The 14,763-nt window shown below is 61.5% G+C and carries 26 protein-coding genes; all 26 read right to left on the bottom strand.

Annotated elements, in window-relative coordinates:
• Nucleotides 1–4 precede the first annotated feature (4 nt).
• Nucleotides 5–1,672 carry a hypothetical protein gene (locus H2O75_RS03245; RefSeq protein ID WP_182173593.1) on the bottom strand — a complete coding sequence of 556 codons (1,668 nt, stop codon included), beginning with the start codon at nt 1,670–1,672 and terminating at the stop codon, nt 5–7.
• Between the two features lie 116 nt (nt 1,673–1,788).
• A complete protein-coding gene (locus H2O75_RS03240; protein WP_220462770.1) occupies nt 1,789–2,103 on the bottom strand; it encodes a cupin domain-containing protein in 315 nt (104 codons plus the stop codon).
• Nucleotides 2,104–2,203: 100 nt separating this feature from the next.
• A complete protein-coding gene (rplQ, locus tag H2O75_RS03235; RefSeq protein WP_182173589.1) occupies nt 2,204–2,764 on the bottom strand; it encodes a 50S ribosomal protein L17 in 561 nt (186 codons plus the stop codon).
• Between the two features lie 21 nt (nt 2,765–2,785).
• On the bottom strand, nt 2,786–3,787 hold the full coding sequence (locus tag H2O75_RS03230) for a DNA-directed RNA polymerase subunit alpha (protein WP_182173586.1): 1,002 nt from the start codon (nt 3,785–3,787) through the stop codon (nt 2,786–2,788).
• Between the two features lie 77 nt (nt 3,788–3,864).
• Nucleotides 3,865–4,263, bottom strand: a complete 399-nt coding sequence (gene rpsK, locus H2O75_RS03225; protein WP_182173583.1) for a 30S ribosomal protein S11 — start codon at nt 4,261–4,263, stop codon at nt 3,865–3,867.
• Between the two features lie 41 nt (nt 4,264–4,304).
• On the bottom strand, nt 4,305–4,673 hold the full coding sequence (gene rpsM, locus H2O75_RS03220) for a 30S ribosomal protein S13 (protein WP_182173580.1): 369 nt from the start codon (nt 4,671–4,673) through the stop codon (nt 4,305–4,307).
• 121 nt (nt 4,674–4,794) lie between these two features.
• Nucleotides 4,795–4,908 (bottom strand): 50S ribosomal protein L36, encoded by a 114-nt coding sequence (rpmJ, locus tag H2O75_RS03215; RefSeq protein WP_126042189.1) that lies wholly within the window; start codon nt 4,906–4,908, stop codon nt 4,795–4,797.
• Between the two features lie 48 nt (nt 4,909–4,956).
• Nucleotides 4,957–5,178, bottom strand: coding sequence for a translation initiation factor IF-1 (gene infA, locus H2O75_RS03210; protein ID WP_182173577.1), 222 nt, complete (start codon nt 5,176–5,178; stop codon nt 4,957–4,959).
• Nucleotides 5,179–5,392: 214 nt separating this feature from the next.
• The gene (gene map / locus H2O75_RS03205) at nt 5,393–6,220 is read right to left on the bottom strand and encodes a type I methionyl aminopeptidase (protein WP_220462769.1); all 828 of its coding nucleotides are present in this window, start codon (nt 6,218–6,220) and stop codon (nt 5,393–5,395) included.
• Complete coding sequence (locus H2O75_RS03200; protein WP_182173571.1) at nt 6,220–6,789, bottom strand: adenylate kinase; 570 nt, start codon at nt 6,787–6,789, stop codon at nt 6,220–6,222. The genes map and H2O75_RS03200 overlap by 1 nt, the downstream gene beginning before the upstream one ends.
• On the bottom strand, nt 6,786–8,072 hold the full coding sequence (gene secY / locus H2O75_RS03195; RefSeq protein WP_182173568.1) for a preprotein translocase subunit SecY: 1,287 nt from the start codon (nt 8,070–8,072) through the stop codon (nt 6,786–6,788). The genes H2O75_RS03200 and secY overlap by 4 nt, the downstream gene beginning before the upstream one ends.
• A 139-nt stretch (nt 8,073–8,211) precedes the next feature.
• On the bottom strand, nt 8,212–8,670 hold the full coding sequence (rplO, locus tag H2O75_RS03190) for a 50S ribosomal protein L15 (protein WP_182174865.1): 459 nt from the start codon (nt 8,668–8,670) through the stop codon (nt 8,212–8,214).
• Entirely contained in the window at nt 8,670–8,843 is a 174-nt protein-coding gene (gene rpmD / locus H2O75_RS03185) for a 50S ribosomal protein L30 (RefSeq protein ID WP_182173565.1), read from the bottom strand. The genes rplO and rpmD overlap by 1 nt, the downstream gene beginning before the upstream one ends.
• Nucleotides 8,843–9,547 carry a 30S ribosomal protein S5 gene (gene rpsE / locus H2O75_RS03180; protein WP_182173562.1) on the bottom strand — a complete coding sequence of 235 codons (705 nt, stop codon included), beginning with the start codon at nt 9,545–9,547 and terminating at the stop codon, nt 8,843–8,845. Before rpsE ends, rpmD begins: the two co-directional genes overlap by 1 nt.
• Nucleotides 9,548–9,574: 27 nt before the next feature.
• Nucleotides 9,575–9,946 carry a 50S ribosomal protein L18 gene (gene rplR / locus H2O75_RS03175; protein ID WP_182174863.1) on the bottom strand — a complete coding sequence of 124 codons (372 nt, stop codon included), beginning with the start codon at nt 9,944–9,946 and terminating at the stop codon, nt 9,575–9,577.
• Nucleotides 9,946–10,482 carry a 50S ribosomal protein L6 gene (gene rplF / locus H2O75_RS03170; protein ID WP_182173559.1) on the bottom strand — a complete coding sequence of 179 codons (537 nt, stop codon included), beginning with the start codon at nt 10,480–10,482 and terminating at the stop codon, nt 9,946–9,948. The genes rplR and rplF overlap by 1 nt, the downstream gene beginning before the upstream one ends.
• A 16-nt stretch (nt 10,483–10,498) precedes the next feature.
• A complete protein-coding gene (gene rpsH / locus H2O75_RS03165) occupies nt 10,499–10,897 on the bottom strand; it encodes a 30S ribosomal protein S8 (RefSeq protein ID WP_182173556.1) in 399 nt (132 codons plus the stop codon).
• Nucleotides 10,898–10,984: 87 nt separating this feature from the next.
• Nucleotides 10,985–11,554, bottom strand: coding sequence for a 50S ribosomal protein L5 (gene rplE, locus H2O75_RS03160; protein WP_182173553.1), 570 nt, complete (start codon nt 11,552–11,554; stop codon nt 10,985–10,987).
• Nucleotides 11,551–11,892 (bottom strand): 50S ribosomal protein L24, encoded by a 342-nt coding sequence (rplX, locus tag H2O75_RS03155; RefSeq protein ID WP_182173550.1) that lies wholly within the window; start codon nt 11,890–11,892, stop codon nt 11,551–11,553. Before rplX ends, rplE begins: the two co-directional genes overlap by 4 nt.
• Nucleotides 11,893–12,264 carry a 50S ribosomal protein L14 gene (rplN, locus tag H2O75_RS03150; RefSeq protein WP_182173547.1) on the bottom strand — a complete coding sequence of 124 codons (372 nt, stop codon included), beginning with the start codon at nt 12,262–12,264 and terminating at the stop codon, nt 11,893–11,895.
• Nucleotides 12,265–12,334: 70 nt separating this feature from the next.
• Complete coding sequence (rpsQ, locus tag H2O75_RS03145) at nt 12,335–12,616, bottom strand: 30S ribosomal protein S17 (protein ID WP_316932749.1); 282 nt, start codon at nt 12,614–12,616, stop codon at nt 12,335–12,337.
• An 8-nt stretch (nt 12,617–12,624) separates the two neighbouring features.
• Entirely contained in the window at nt 12,625–12,864 is a 240-nt protein-coding gene (rpmC, locus tag H2O75_RS03140) for a 50S ribosomal protein L29 (protein WP_182173541.1), read from the bottom strand.
• Entirely contained in the window at nt 12,864–13,283 is a 420-nt protein-coding gene (rplP, locus tag H2O75_RS03135; RefSeq protein ID WP_182173538.1) for a 50S ribosomal protein L16, read from the bottom strand. Before rplP ends, rpmC begins: the two co-directional genes overlap by 1 nt.
• Nucleotides 13,283–14,065, bottom strand: coding sequence for a 30S ribosomal protein S3 (gene rpsC / locus H2O75_RS03130; RefSeq protein ID WP_182173535.1), 783 nt, complete (start codon nt 14,063–14,065; stop codon nt 13,283–13,285). Before rpsC ends, rplP begins: the two co-directional genes overlap by 1 nt.
• The gene (gene rplV, locus H2O75_RS03125; RefSeq protein WP_182173532.1) at nt 14,065–14,442 is read right to left on the bottom strand and encodes a 50S ribosomal protein L22; all 378 of its coding nucleotides are present in this window, start codon (nt 14,440–14,442) and stop codon (nt 14,065–14,067) included. Before rplV ends, rpsC begins: the two co-directional genes overlap by 1 nt.
• Nucleotides 14,443–14,476: 34 nt before the next feature.
• Entirely contained in the window at nt 14,477–14,758 is a 282-nt protein-coding gene (gene rpsS / locus H2O75_RS03120; RefSeq protein ID WP_182173528.1) for a 30S ribosomal protein S19, read from the bottom strand.
• Nucleotides 14,759–14,763: the final 5 nt, after the last annotated feature.

Raw genomic sequence — 14,763 nt, 5'->3', positions numbered from 1 at the left:
CCGCCTACTTGACCCGGAACAGACCTGGTGTGTCGATACCGTCGCCGTTCCAGTCCCCGATCAGTATCGGCTCACCGGCGATGCCGTAGGCGACTGATCGTTCAGCGTTCCCTCCGGCGTGCTGGTTGTTGATGTGGAGGACGTTGGAGCGTCGCAGTGTCACCGTGTCCATCCGGTCTCCGTTGAAGTCCCCCACGATCGCTTCGTCGCCCAGTCTGCCGTAACGGAATTCGCGTTCCGCATATCCGCCGATCAGCCGATTGTTGATGTAGAACGTCGTCTCGCGCCGCACACTGATCGTGTCAGCCCCCACGCCATCCCAGTTGCCGATGAGGACTTCGTCGGCGACTCGACCAAAGTCGAACTGATGCTCGGCGGTCCCTCCTCGCAGAACGTCATTGAGATAGAACGTGTTGCCGCGTCTGACGCCAAGCGTGTCGGCACCATCGCCGTTCCAGTCGCCGATGACGACCTCATCGCCGAGGCGACCATAGTTGAACTGGTAGGTCGGTGTGCCCCCGAACGAGTCGTACAGGGAGAAGGTGGTGCCGCGCCGGATGCCGACCGTGTCCACGCCATCACCGTTCCAGTCGCCGACGATCACCTCATCGCCGATCGCGCCGAAGGCGAACTCGACGTCCGCGGCAAGCGTCGACCAGCTGTTCGACAGGGAGACGACGCTGGACGCAACTGGCCCGGTCACCGAGACATTTGCTGTGAATGTCTTGCCGGTGGCTGTTCGCGCCGTGATCGCCGCCGTCCCTCCGCTCACGGCAGTCAGAGTGCCGTTCGATGATACGGAGACGACGCGTGGGTTCGATGACGTGATGGTCGCCGCGACTGTCACGGGGATACTCGATGCCCACGACTGTGCTCGGGCAGTCCCTGTCACGGACGCGACCGCCGTCTGGCCGGGGTCCATCGAACTCGGTACCGTCAAGCGTCCGTTGACTTTGGTGAGGACGCTGTCGGAGACTGCGGCCGAGAACCGGTATGTGCCGTTGAGCTGTGTTCCCGCCGACGTTCCTGTCCGCGTGCCGCTCATCCACCCGACGCTGACACCTCCCACGCGAGCGAACGCGTAGGCCGTGTACTTCGGGTTGATGAGGTTGTACAGGTGGCCAGTGTCGTTGTTGAAGGCACCGTTGGCATTGATCAGAGCATCCCGCTCACCCGCCCACGTGCCGTTCTTGACATCGGAGATAGCGGTCGAGATATCTGCCTGCGTCGTAATGATCTCGCCGGGCCAGCGGACTCCCACTGACGCGTTCGCGTACGACCCTCCATCCGGACGGACATGGCCCCAGAGAAGGTTCTGCTCGTAGGCGCGCTGGAGTGCTGAACGCTCGAGGTCAGTATCCCAGGTGACGCCGTTGACGTACTGCGACCTCGTCAAACCAGCATCGCTCACAACCTGCTTGAGCGGTTTGCCGTCGAAGACCACAGCCGCATCGTCGTACATCTGGGCCCGAATGGAGGACAGCGCCGCGAGAGAAGCCGTCCGCATCTGCGTCTGGTTGACCGGGAGGTCCGCATGGACGAGAGACCCGCTGCCTGGATGTGTGCCGAGGCCGGGATCCCCCGCGCCTGCGGCAGACGGTCCGATGATGAGTGCGGCAAGCGTCATGAGCACGACGCACAGCGTTCCGACTGTTCGCTTGACGAGGGTCAAGGCTTTCCTCCGTTTTGCTTGAGACAGCACCAATATCTCAATTTTATAACAATTGAGCGGTTCTCATGGGACTGTATCAAGAAATCAAGCGAAAAACGGACGATTGTGTTCGTCGTCTACATCGAATCGCGTGCCACCGTCGTCAATAGAAAGACGCAATCTTCGGATGCTCGGACGCCGTGGCGCTCGTGGGCGAGGGAGACGAGTTCCACGGCTGACGCAGGGAGCAGTTCCGATCCCACGACCTCAAGACTGCCGGCGAGCACGAGGATCGACTCCGCGATCGGAGCATTATGGGGAGCCAGCTCGGTTCCTGCCGCCAGCGCGACCACTGTCTGACGCAGCGGACCATCGTGGACGACGGCCTCCGCGAGACGTCCGTTCTTCGCGGCACGCGCCCGCGTCAACAGATCTTCGATATCGATCATCATCGCTTCCCCTCCCTCGTTCATCGTAGCCGAAGGGGTGCGATGCGTGCCCGCACAGACAGGAGGGGCCGGGGAAAATCCCCGGCCCCTCCTCGTAGCGATGCTACTTCGTCTCTTCGACCGTGTCCTCAGCAGAAGCGGCGGACGGTGCCGAGGCTGCGGATTCAGCCGACTCGGCGGACTCAGCCGACGGTGCGGACTCAGCAGATGCTGCGGACTCGACAGAGTCAGCGGACTCCGGCGACTCGGCAGCGGCCTTCTCGGCGGCCCTCTCGGCCTCGGCCACGACGGCCTGCTTCGGCGAAACCGGCTCGGTCACGAGCGAGATGACAGCCATGGGGGCGTTGTCGCCCTTGCGGTTGCCGACCTTGACGATACGGGTGTAGCCACCCTGACGGTCAGCGAAGGTGGGGGCGATTTCCTCGAAGAGGATGGCGACAGCGGAGCGGTCAGTGATGTCCTTGAGGACGTCACGACGTGCAGCGGTCGTGCCCTTCTTCGCCTTGGTGATGATGCGTTCCGCGTACGGACGGAGGCGCTGTGCACGCTTCTCGGTGGTCGTGATCGAGCCGTGCTCGAACAGTGCCTTCGCGAGATTGGCCAGCATGGCCTTTTCGTGTGCGGCGCTTCCCCCAAGACGGGGACCCTTAGAGGGCTGAGGCATGATGTCTCCTTGAAATGATTGTCAGTGCGTGTCGTCGCTGAACATGGACGAGCCGTAGGAATCGTCGTAGCCACCCATGAAGTTGGCCGGAGAATCCTTGAGCGAAAGGTCGAGCTTTGCGAGCTCGTCCTTGACGTCCTCGATTGACTTAGCACCGAAGTTGCGAATATCCAGCAGATCTGCCTCAGAGCGCAGGATGAGCTGGCCAATAGTTTCGATCCCCTCGCGCTGCAGGCAGTTCTGCGAACGAGCGGGAAGATTGAGAATGGTGATCGGGCGCTGCAGGTCGGATGACTGCGTCTCTTCCACCGGGGCTTCGCCGAGCTCAATGCCCTCAGCCTCAAGGTTCAGATCGGCTGCCAAGCCGAACAGCTCGACCAGCGTCTTGCCAGCGGATGCGAAAGCATCGCGGGGATTCATCGAAGCCTTCGTCTCGACATCGACGATAAGCTTGTCGAAGTCGGTCCGCTGCTCGACACGAGTCGCCTCAACCTTGTAGGACACCTGCAGCACGGGCGAGTAGATCGAGTCGATCGGGATACGACCGATCTCGGCCTCGGGATCCTTGTTCTGCGCGGCGGACACGTAGCCGCGGCCGCGCTCGACAATAAGATCGATCTCAATCTTGCCCTTCTCGTTGAGAGTGGCAATCACGAGATCCGTGTTGTGGATTTCCACGCCGGCCGGCGGGTTGATGTCGGCCGCGGTGACAACACCGGGGCCCTGCTTGCGCAGGTACATCTGGACGGGCTCATCGTTCTCGGAGGAGACGACGAGCTCCTTGATGTTCAGAATGATCTCTGAAACATCCTCCTTGACACCCTCGATGGTCGTGAACTCGTGAAGAACCGAGTCGATCTTGATCGAGGTCACTGCGGCACCCGGAATGGATGAGAGCAGCGTGCGGCGAAGAGAGTTGCCCAGGGTGTAGCCGAAGCCAGGCTCGAGCGGTTCAAGAATGAACCGCGCACGATTGTCGGAGACGACTTCCTCGGAGAGGACGGGACGCTGTGCGATCTGCACGATGTAATTCCTTTCAGCAATGACCGCTATATGACATTGCAGGTGGGAACCGGTGCCGGATGGCCCGGGTTAAACGATCAAACGCGGCGGCGCTTCGGGGGACGGCAGCCGTTGTGGGCCTGGGGAGTGACGTCCTGGATGGAGGTCACCTCGAGGCCGTTGGCGGTCAGGGTACGAATCGCGGTTTCGCGGCCCGAACCGGGTCCCTTGACGAAGACGTCGACCTTCTTGAGGCCGGATTCCATGGCGCGACGAGCAGCGGCCTCTGCGGCGAGCTGGGCAGCGTAAGGGGTCGACTTGCGCGAGCCCTTGAAGCCCATCATGCCGGACGACGCGGTGGCGATCACTGCGCCGGTCGGGTCCGTGATGGTGACGATGGTGTTGTTGAAGGTCGACTTGATGTGGACCTGGCCATTGACGATATTCTTCCGCATCGCCCGGCGCGGGCGGGCGGCAGTACGTGACTTAGGTGGCATTCTTTAGATTCTCCTTGAGATCATCGGTTCGCTAGCGCGAACTACTTCTTCTTACCGGCGACCGTACGCTTCGGGCCCTTGCGGGTACGTGCGTTGGTCTTGGTGCGCTGACCGTGGACGGGGAGTCCACGGCGGTGACGGATACCCTGGTAGCAGCCGATCTCGATCTTGCGGCGAATGTCAGCCTGAACCTCGCGGCGGAGGTCGCCCTCAACCTCGTAATTCTCGTCGATGAACGTACGAATCTTGACCTGGTCTTCTTCGGTCAGATCCTTGACTCGGACGTCAGGCGAAACGCCCGTGCCGTCGAGGATTTCCTGGGCGCGCGTGCGCCCGATTCCATAAATGTAAGTGAGTGCGACCTCTACCCGCTTCTCGCGGGGGAGGTCAACACCTGAAATACGTGCCAACGTTAACTCCTGTTGGTAGGCCGGAGGTGTGGAACGCTACCGTCCAGTTCCTGGTCCGAGGCCTCCGGGCCTCGGGTACATCCGTAGCGTTGATCGCGGGCGTGTGCCCACTTCCAGGGATTCAGCCCTGGCGCTGCTTATGCCGCGGGTTCGTGCAGATGACCATGACCCTGCCGTGGCGACGAATCACCTTGCAGCTGTCACAGATGCGCTTCACGCTTGGCTTGACCTTCATGTCCAACCTTCTTTAAGCCCAGATCCCGGGCTCGGTGTAGGGCGGGGCTTACTTGTAGCGGTAGACGATTCGCCCACGGTTCAGGTCGTAAGGAGTCAACTCCACAACAACCCGATCCTCGGGCAGAATCTTGATGTAGTGCTGGCGCATCTTGCCCGAAATGTGGGCGAGCACAACGTGCCCGTTGCTCAGCTCTACACGGAACATCGCATTCGGTAGTGCCTCAACGACACTGCCCTCAACCTCGATGACGCCGTCTTTCTTCGCCATAACCCCCGCTAACGCAGTTATCTTCTTCGCTATCGATTTGATAGCCGCAGGTTACCTGTACGCGTGGTACAAGGCACCGACTATTCAGTTTAAGGCAAAGATGACGAATTGAGTAGGCGGAACAGCTGTGCATCGGCGCACAGCCCGCCCTCGCAGGCCTCTCAGAAAAGAGTGAGGGATGGAAGCGGGCCAACCCGAATCCATCCCTTATCTCCTAGTCCAGTGGAACCGGAGTGACGCCGTACGGCGCAAGGCCTTCCGCTCCCCCATCGCGTGCCGTCAGCACCCAGATGCCGCGGCGGTGGATGGCGACCTCGTGCTCCCAGTGGCAGGCGTTACGACCATCGAGAGTCACAACCGTCCACTCGTCCTCGAGAACCTTGCTGTCCGGGCTGCCGAGCGTCAACATCGGTTCGACGCACAGCACCATCCCGGGCTTGATCTTCGCGCCCTTATTCTTGGCCCGGTAGTTGAGCACATCGGGAGGCTGGTGCATGGACGAACCGATGCCGTGCCCCATGTACTCTTCGACGAGTCCGGGACGATGGTCTTCCGGAATCGAGTCGACATAGTCCTCGATGGCGCCGCCGACTTCACCGACATGCTTCGCCGATGCGAGGGCGGCGATACCGGTCCACATGGCCTTCTCTGTCATATCCGACAGGCGGCGATCCTCCTCGGAGGCGTTCGGCATGCAGACCGTGAAACACGCATCCCCATGCCAGCCGTCGACAACGGCGCCGCAGTCGAAGGACACGATATCCGAATCAGTGAGAACCCTGTCTCCCGGGATTCCGTGGACGATCGTCTCGTTGACGGAGATACAGGCATTCGCTGGGTAGCCGTAGTAGCCGAGGAAGTTGGACTTCGCGCCCGCTGCCTCGAGGACTCGGCCGGCGACAAGATCGAGCTCCCCCGTCGTCACCCCGGGCCGGACAGCCTCACGGAGAGCGTCGTGGATGTCGGCGACGACAAGAGCGGCTCGACGAATCTTGCGAATCTGCTCGTCGCTCTTGTACTCGATCGCCTCTCGCCCGAACATCACAGAGCCTGCACCGCGTCCTGGATGCGGGACTGGACTTCGTCGATTGTGCCCATGCCGTCCACACGGACGAGCACGCCGCGCTGCTCGTACACGCGCGACAGCGGCATGGTCTGCTCGGCATACACGTCCATGCGGTGGCTGATGACCTCCGCAGTGTCGTCTGCACGTCCCTCGATCTCAGCGCGCTTGAGAAGGCGCTCGACGAGAGCATCCTTGTCGGTCACGAGCTCGATCACGATGTCGAGAGTGTGCCCCTGCTCGAGCAGGATCTCGTCGAGAGCACCGACCTGGGCAAGCGTCCGCGGGTAACCGTCGAGCAGGAAGCCCTTCTGGGTGTCATCCTGATGAAGGCGATCCTTGACAAGAGCATCGGTAATCTCATCCGGAACGAACTTGCCCTGGTTGATGTAGCCCTGGGCGAGCTGGCCGAGCTCGGTTCCCTCCGCCACGTTGGCACGGAAGATCGCGCCGGTGGAGATCTGGGGAATGCCGAGCTTCTCGCACAGCATTTCGGCCTGCGTGCCTTTGCCCGCGCCTGGAGCGCCGAGGATAATCATTCGGGTCATCGGAGGAAACCTTCGTAGTGTCGTTGCTGGAGCTGAGCGTCGATGTCCTTCACCGTCTGAAGGCCCACGCCCACAATAATGATGATCGATGTGCCGCCGAACGCCATCATCGTGATGCCCATTTCGCTGAAGATCACAGTCGGGATGAGAGCGATCGTCGCGAGATAGAACGACCCGACCCACGTAATACGAGTGATGACGTTCTTCAGGTATCGAGCTGTCGGGGCTCCGGCTCGGATGCCCGGAATGAAGCCGCCGTAGCGCTTCATATTGTCGGCGACCTCGTCCGGGTTGAACGTGATCGACGTGTAGAAGAACGCGAAGAAGATGATGAGAATCGCGAAGGTCGTCAAATACAGCGCCGAGTTCGGGTTGTAGTTCTGCGACAGCCACTGCACCCAGCCGGCGTTCGGATCCCCGAACTGGATCGCCATGGTCGGCAGCGACAGGAGCGAGGACGCGAAGATCACGGGGATCACGTTCGCCATGTTGATCTTGATCGGGATGTACGTGGTCGAACCGCCGTACGTCCGACGGCCGATGACACGCTTGGCGTACTGGACGGGGATGCGACGCTGCGACTGCTCGACGAAGACGACCACGACGGTGATCGCGAGGAACAGCGCGACGATGAAGATGAAGTTCTGGACACCATTGTTCGAACGCAGAACCTGGCCCATGGCGGGCGGGAAAGAGGCACAGATGCCGGAGAAGATAAGAATCGACATGCCGTTGCCGACGCCGCGCTCCGTGATCTGCTCACCCATCCACATGATGAGGCCGGTGCCCGCTGTCATCGTCAAGATCGCCATGAGGACCATGCCTGCCGACGTGTCCGGGAACGGATCCACCGTACATCCCAAGAACAGGCTCGAGTTCGCGACCGTGATGACCACGGCGGACTGCATGATCGCAAGACCGATGGTGAGGTAGCGCGTGTACTGTGTCAGCTTCGCGGTGCCCGACTGGCCCTCCTTATGGAGCTCCTCGAAACGGGGAATCACCACGCGCAACAGCTGGACGATGATCGACGCCGTAATGTACGGCATGATGCCGAGCGCGAAGACTGACAGCTGGAACATGGCTCCGCCGGAGAACATGTTGAGCATCGACAGAAGGTCAGCGGAACCGGCCTCACTGAGACACTGCTGAACGTTGCGGTAGCTGACGCCAGGAGCGGGCAGGAACGTGCCGAGACGGAAAATGACGATGATGCCGAGCGTAAACAGCAGCTTGCGGCGCAGGTCCGGTGTGCGGAAGGCCGAGACGAATGCGGAAAGCAAACTTCCTCCTTGGTGGTGCGGCCCCGTGCGGGCCACAAGTCAGTGTACAGCGATCAACGCCGGACTTTGACCATTGTTAACGTCTGTGAGTGTGCAACGAGGCGGGCCTGATGGCCCGCCTCGTTCGCTACTGTCTATTTCATCGAGCGGAAATGGATCCGCCGGCGGCTTCGATCTTCTGCTGAGCGGAAGACGACCACTTGTCGGCAACCACGTTCACCTTGACCGAAATGCTGCCCGAGCCGAGCACCTTCACCAGGTGGCCCTTGCGGACGGCACCCTTCTCGATGAGGTCCTCGACGGTGATGTCTCCACCCTCGGGGAACAGCGACGAGATGCGGTCGAGGTTGACGACCTGGTACTCGACGCGGAACGGGTTCTTGAAGCCGCGGAGCTTCGGCATGCGCATATGCAAAGGCATCTGCCCACCCTCGAAGCCGACCGGCACCTGGTAACGAGCCTTCGTTCCCTTGGTACCACGGCCTGCGGTCTTACCCTTTGAGCCCTCACCACGACCGACACGAGTCTTCGACTTGTGTGCGCCGGCTGCGGGAGCGAGATCGTGGAGCTTAGTGACATCGTTCGTGTTTTCCGACATCATGCCTCCTCTACGGCAACGAGGTGCGCAACGACCTGGATCATTCCGCGGACCTCGGGACGGTCCTCACGCTCGACGGACTGGCCGATTTTGCGCAGTCCGAGCGAGAGCATCGTGTCCCTCTGCTTTTTGGTTCCACCGATGGTGGACTTTGTCTGTGTAATTTTCAGCATCACGCACCAACTCCGGCTGCAGCAGCCTCGTTCTCATCGTTGGCAGCAGCGGCGGCCTTCTGGTCACGCTGCTGAGCATCGAATGCCGCACGCTGACGAAGCATCGATGCGGGAGCGACCTGCTCGAGGGACTTGCCGCGGCGAGCCGCAACAGCCTCGGGCTGCTCGAGCTGACGCAGTGCCTGGACGGCAGCGCGCACGATGTTGATCGCGTTGGACGAACCCAGCGACTTGGTCAGGATGTCGTGGATGCCAGCGGCTTCCATGACTGCACGGACCGGGCCGCCGGCGATAACGCCGGTACCTGGGGCGGCGGGACGCAGGAAGACGACGCCAGCGGCATCCTCACCCTGTGACACGTGCGGGATGGTGCGGCCGATAAGGGGGACGCGGAAGAAATTCTTCTTCGCCTCCTCGGTGCCCTTGGAGATTGCCTGGGGCACCTCCTTGGCCTTGCCGTAGCCGACACCGACAGTGCCGTTGCCATCACCGACGACGACCAGAGCGGTGAAGGAGAAGCGACGGCCACCCTTCACAACCTTGGACACGCGGTTGATCGCGACGACGCGCTCGATGTAGGCGTCTTTCTGTTCGTTACGACGGTCGTTGTTGTTCCGGCGTCCCTTCGGACGGTCGGAACCGGAACGCTCGTTGCGCTCGCCGTCGCCTTCCGGACCAGTGGTCCGACGCTGCGATGCAGCCATAGTTTTCCTCTACTCTCGTTCCGTCAACTACAGGGTCAGCCCGGACTCGCGGGCGCCTTCTGCCACTGCCGCAACGCGACCGTGGTACTGGTTCCCGCCGCGGTCGAACACGACAGCCTCGATGCCTGCAGCCTTGGCGCGCTCAGCGACGAGCTCGCCAACCTTGCGTGCCTTCGCGGTCTTGTCGCCGCTGTCTGCTCGCATGTCGACCTCGAGGGTTGACGCCGAGGCCAGGGTGTGGCCCACGGTGTCGTCGATAACCTGAGCGACAATGTGGCGATTGGATCGGGTGACAACCAGGCGCGGACGCGCAGTCGTACCGGTGATCTTCTTGCGGAGGCGGAGATGACGACGCTTGCGAGCGACGTACTTGCCCTTGCCCTTGATAGAGAAAGCCATCACTTACCAGCCTTTCCGGCCTTGCGGCGAACCTGCTCGCCGGCGTAGCGAACGCCCTTGCCCTTGTACGGTTCAGGCTTGCGGAGCTTGCGGATCTTCGCCGCAGTCTCGCCGACCAGCTGCTTATCGATACCGGACACGGTGATCTTGTTGTTGCCTTCGAGCTGGAAGGAGATGCCTTCCGGCGCCTCCACCATGATCGTGTGTGAGTAGCCGAGCGACAGCTCCAGGTCGGAACCCTTGGCGATCGCGCGGTAACCGGTGCCGACAATCTCAAGCTTCTTCGCGAAGCCCTCGGTCACGCCGACAACGTTGTTGAAGATGAGTGTGCGAACCAGGCCGTGGAGCGAACGCGAAACACGCTCGTCGTTGGGACGGGACACCATGATGGCGCCGTCTTCCTGGGCGACGGTGATCGGTGCGGGGACGACGTAGGAGAGGGTGCCCTTGGGGCCCTTCACCGTGACGGTCGAACCATCGATGGTGACATCGACACCGGCGGGGATGGTGACAGGCTGCTTGCCAATACGTGACATTTTCTGTGTACCTCCCTTACCAGATGTAGGCGAGGACTTCTCCGCCCACACCCTTATCCTTGGCCTCGCGGTCGGTCAGCAGCCCTGAGGACGTGGAGAGGATCGCCACGCCGAGGCCACCGAGGACGGTGGGCAGTTTGGTCGACTTCGCGTAAACGCGCAGGCCGGGCTTCGAGATACGACGAAGGCCAGCAAGCGAACGCTCACGGTTCGGGCCGAATTTCAGGTTGATCGTCAGAGTCTTGCCGACCTCTGCATCGTCAACGTCAAAGCTCTCAACGTAGCCCTCGCGAACGAGGATCTCGGAGATAGCTCCCTTGAGCTTCGAGTACGGCATGGAAACCGTCTCGTGGTACGCCGAGTTGGCGTTACGCAGACGCGTTAGCATGTCTGCGATAGGGTCTGTCATTGTCATCGGGCCTGCGCCCCTTCCCGTCGCGGTTTCCTTAGGACCTGCGACGTAGATGGAATTACCAGCGGGTGAATACTATTCAAAGCGTTCTCAGTTTTCCTTGAACGGGAAGCCGAGGCTGCGGAGCAGGGCACGGCCCTGTTCATCGTTGTCAGCGGTGGTCACGACCGTGATGTCCATGCCGCGCACACGATCGATCTTGTCCAGATCGATCTCGTGGAACATTGACTGCTCGGTCAGACCGAAGGTGTAGTTGCCGTGTCCGTCGAACTGCTTCGGCGAGAGGCCGCGGAAGTCGCGGATACGGGGCAGCGCGAGCGAGAGAAGCCTGTCGAGGAACTCCCACATGCGGTCACCGCGGAGGGTGACGTGTGCACCGATGGCCTGTCCTTCGCGCAGCTTGAACTGTGCGATGGACTTGCGGGCCTTCGTGACCTGCGGCTTCTGGCCGGTGATCGCTGTCAGGTCGGCGATGGCGCCTTCGATGACCTTCGAGTCACGGGCTGCGTCTCCGACGCCCATGTTCACGACGATCTTCTCAAGCTTCGCAACCTGGTTGATGTTCTGGATTGAGAACTGCTCGACAAGCGCGGGAACGATCTCCTCGCGGTACTTGGTCTTGAGACGAGGGGTTACCTTGTCTGCGGTTGCTTCGCTCACAGCTCGATCTCCTCTCCGGCGCGGCGGCCGATGCGGACGCGGGTCTTGCGGACGCGACCGTCACGCTCGACCTCGACCTCCTTGTAACCAACGCGGACCGGCTTCTTGTCCGGGCCGACGAGGGCAACATTGGAGATATGGATGGGGGCCTCGACGGTCTCGATGCCGCCGCTCGTGCTCGAGCCGGGCTGGCCGGCCTTCGTGTGCTTCTTGACGCGCATAACGCCTTCAACAATCACACGATCACGATTGGTGTCGACCTGCAGCACGCGGCCTTGGAGACCCTTATCGCGGCCTGCGATCACCTGGACGAGATCGCCCTTCTTGATCTTCGCCATTTAGAGCACCTCCGGAGCGAGCGAAACAATGCGCATGAACTGGTTGTCACGCAGCTCGCGACCCACTGGGCCGAAAATGCGGGTACCGCGGGGATCCTGGCTGTCTGCCTTGAGGATCACGGCTGCATTCTCGTCGAAGCGGATGTACGAGCCGTCGGGACGACGGCGTTCCTTGCTGGTACGGACGATGACGGCCTTGACGACCTCGCCCTTCTTGACGTTTCCGCCAGGGATCGCGTCCTTGACGGTGGCGACGATGATGTCGCCGATTCCGGCGTAGCGCCGGCCAGAGCCGCCGAGCACCTTGATGCAGAGGATTTCCTTCGCACCGGTGTTGTCGGCGACCTTGAGCCGCGACTCTTGCTGGATCATGTACTATCTCCTGTCGTCGTGCCGGTTCTCTTGCGAGCCTGGCCGAACGGATGGGTTGGTGGGGAGAAGGCTACTTGGCCTTCTCGATGACCTCGACAACGCGGTAATGCTTGGTAGCAGACAGCGGGCGGGTCTCCATGATGCGCACGAGGTCTCCCACGCGCACTTCGTTGTTCTCGTCGTGCGCCTTAACCTTCTTGGAGCGGCGGATCACCTTGCCGTACATGGCGTGCTTCACCTGCTCCTCGACCTCGACGACAACGGTCTTGTCCATCTTGTCGGACACGACGTAGCCGCGTGCGGTCTTGCGGTAGTTGCGCTCGACAGTCTCGGTGTTCTGCGATTCAGACACTGTCTGCCTCATTCCTTCTCTGCCGGAGCGGTACGGATATTCAGTTCACGCTCGCGAGCGATCGTGTAGATGCGCGCAATGTCGCGACGAACTGCCCTGAGTCGACCGTGGTCCTCGAGCTGCCCCGTCGCTGCGGAGAAGCGCAGGTTGAAGAGTTCAGTCTTGCACTCCGAGAGACGCTCTGCCAGCTCCTTGTCGGACATCTGGTCGAGATCTTCGGGGAAGAGTCCCTTGGTTCCTACTGCCATCAGTTGTCACCGCCTTCACGCATAACGAAACGAGTCTTCATCGGGAGCTTGTGCTGCGCGCGAGACATGGCCTCACGAGCAAGGTTCTCGTCAACACCGGAGAGCTCGAACAGGATCCTGCCCGGCTTGATGTTGGCGATCCAGAACTCGACCGAACCCTTACCGGAGCCCATGCGGACTTCGGCAGGCTTCTTCGTGAGCGGGCGGTCCGGGAAGATGTTGATCCACACCTTGCCACCACGCTTCACGTGACGAGTCATAGCAATACGAGCAGCCTCGATCTGACGGTTGGTGAGGTACGCCGGCTCGAGAGCCTGGATAGCGTAGTCACCGAACGCGATCTGGTTGCCGCCCTTGGAGTAACCCGAACGGGTGGGACGGTGCTGCTTGCGGAACTTAGTCCTGCGAGGGATCAGCATTATGCCTCCGATTCGCTGGTCGAGGGAGCCTGATCGCCTGCCGGCCTGGTCGACGGGCGGGGACGACGAGCGCCACCTCCACGACGTTCGCCGGTGCGGCCACGGCCACGGGGAGCCTCGTTCAGCTGACGCTGGTACTCGGCCTCGGTGATGTCACCCTTGTAGATCCAGACCTTGACACCGATGCGACCGAAGGTCGTCTTGGCCTCGTGGAAGCCGTAATCGATGTTGGCGCGGAGCGTGTGCAGGGGCACACGGCCTTCGCGGTAGAACTCCGAGCGGGACATCTCGGCGCCGCCGAGACGGCCTGCGCACTGGACACGGATGCCCTTGGCGCCGGAACGGAGAGCGGACTGAACGCCCTTGCGCATAGCGCGGCGGAAGGAAACACGGGAAGCAAGCTGCTCCGCGATTCCCTGCGCGACGAGCTGTGCGTCTGCTTCAGGGTTCTTGACCTCGAGGATGTTGAGCTGCACGGCACGGCCGGTCAGCTTCTCGAGCTGCTGCTTGAGGCGGTCGGCCTCGGCGCCGCGGCGGCCGATGACGATGCCCGGGCGAGCAGTGTGGATGTCGACTTCGACGCGACCCGACTTACGGGAGATGTTGACGCGAGAGATGCCCGCGCGCTCAAGTCCCACCTCCATGAGGTTACGGATGGCGATGTCTTCAGCGACGAAGTCCTGGTAGCGCTGTCCCTTGACGGTCGAATCAGCGAACCAGCGCGAACGATGTTCGGTGGTAATGCCGAGTCGGAACCCGGTCGGGTTGACCTTTTGTCCCACTAGCGGGTCCTCCCCTTCTTCGATGCGGCGACTTCGTCGCCGACAATGATCGTGATGTGGCTCGTACGCTTAAGGATTTGGTTGGCCCTACCCTGCGCACGGGGCTGGATCCTCTTCATCGTGGGACCTTCGTCAACGTAGGCTTCTACGATGTGCAGATCTTCGATGTCGAAACGTTCGCCGGCCTTGTCTGCAGCCTGGCGCGCGTTTGCCATCGCCGACTCCAGCAGCTTGCGGACATTCTCCGCTGCAGCCTGGGGAGCGTATCGCAGCACGTCGACGGCGTCGACAGCACGCATTCCGCGGACGTGGTCCACGACACGGCGTGCCTTCATGGGCGTAATACGCACGTATTTCGCCTGTGCCTTGGCTTCCATGTGTTCCTAACTTTCTTCTGGCTCGCGGCGCGCCTTAGCGGCGGCGTCCCTTGCGGTCGTCCTTTTCGTGACCTCGGAAGGTCTTGGTCGGAGCAAACTCTCCGAGCTTGTGACCGACCATGGATTCGGTGACGAACACCGGAACATGCTTGCGGCCGTCGTGGACTGCGAACGTGTGTCCCAGGAAGTCCGGCGTGATGACCGAACGGCGGGACCACGTCTTGATGACGTTCTTGCTGCCCTTTTCGTTCTGCGCGTCGACCTTCTTCTGAAGGTGTCCGTCGACGAAGGGGCCCTTCTTCAAACTGCGTGGCATATCGT

It is taken from the genome of Flaviflexus equikiangi (genome assembly GCF_014069875.1).
Taxonomy (GTDB): Bacteria; Actinomycetota; Actinomycetes; order Actinomycetales; family Actinomycetaceae; genus Flaviflexus; species Flaviflexus equikiangi.
This window is presented reverse-complemented; position numbering and strand designations above follow the sequence as displayed.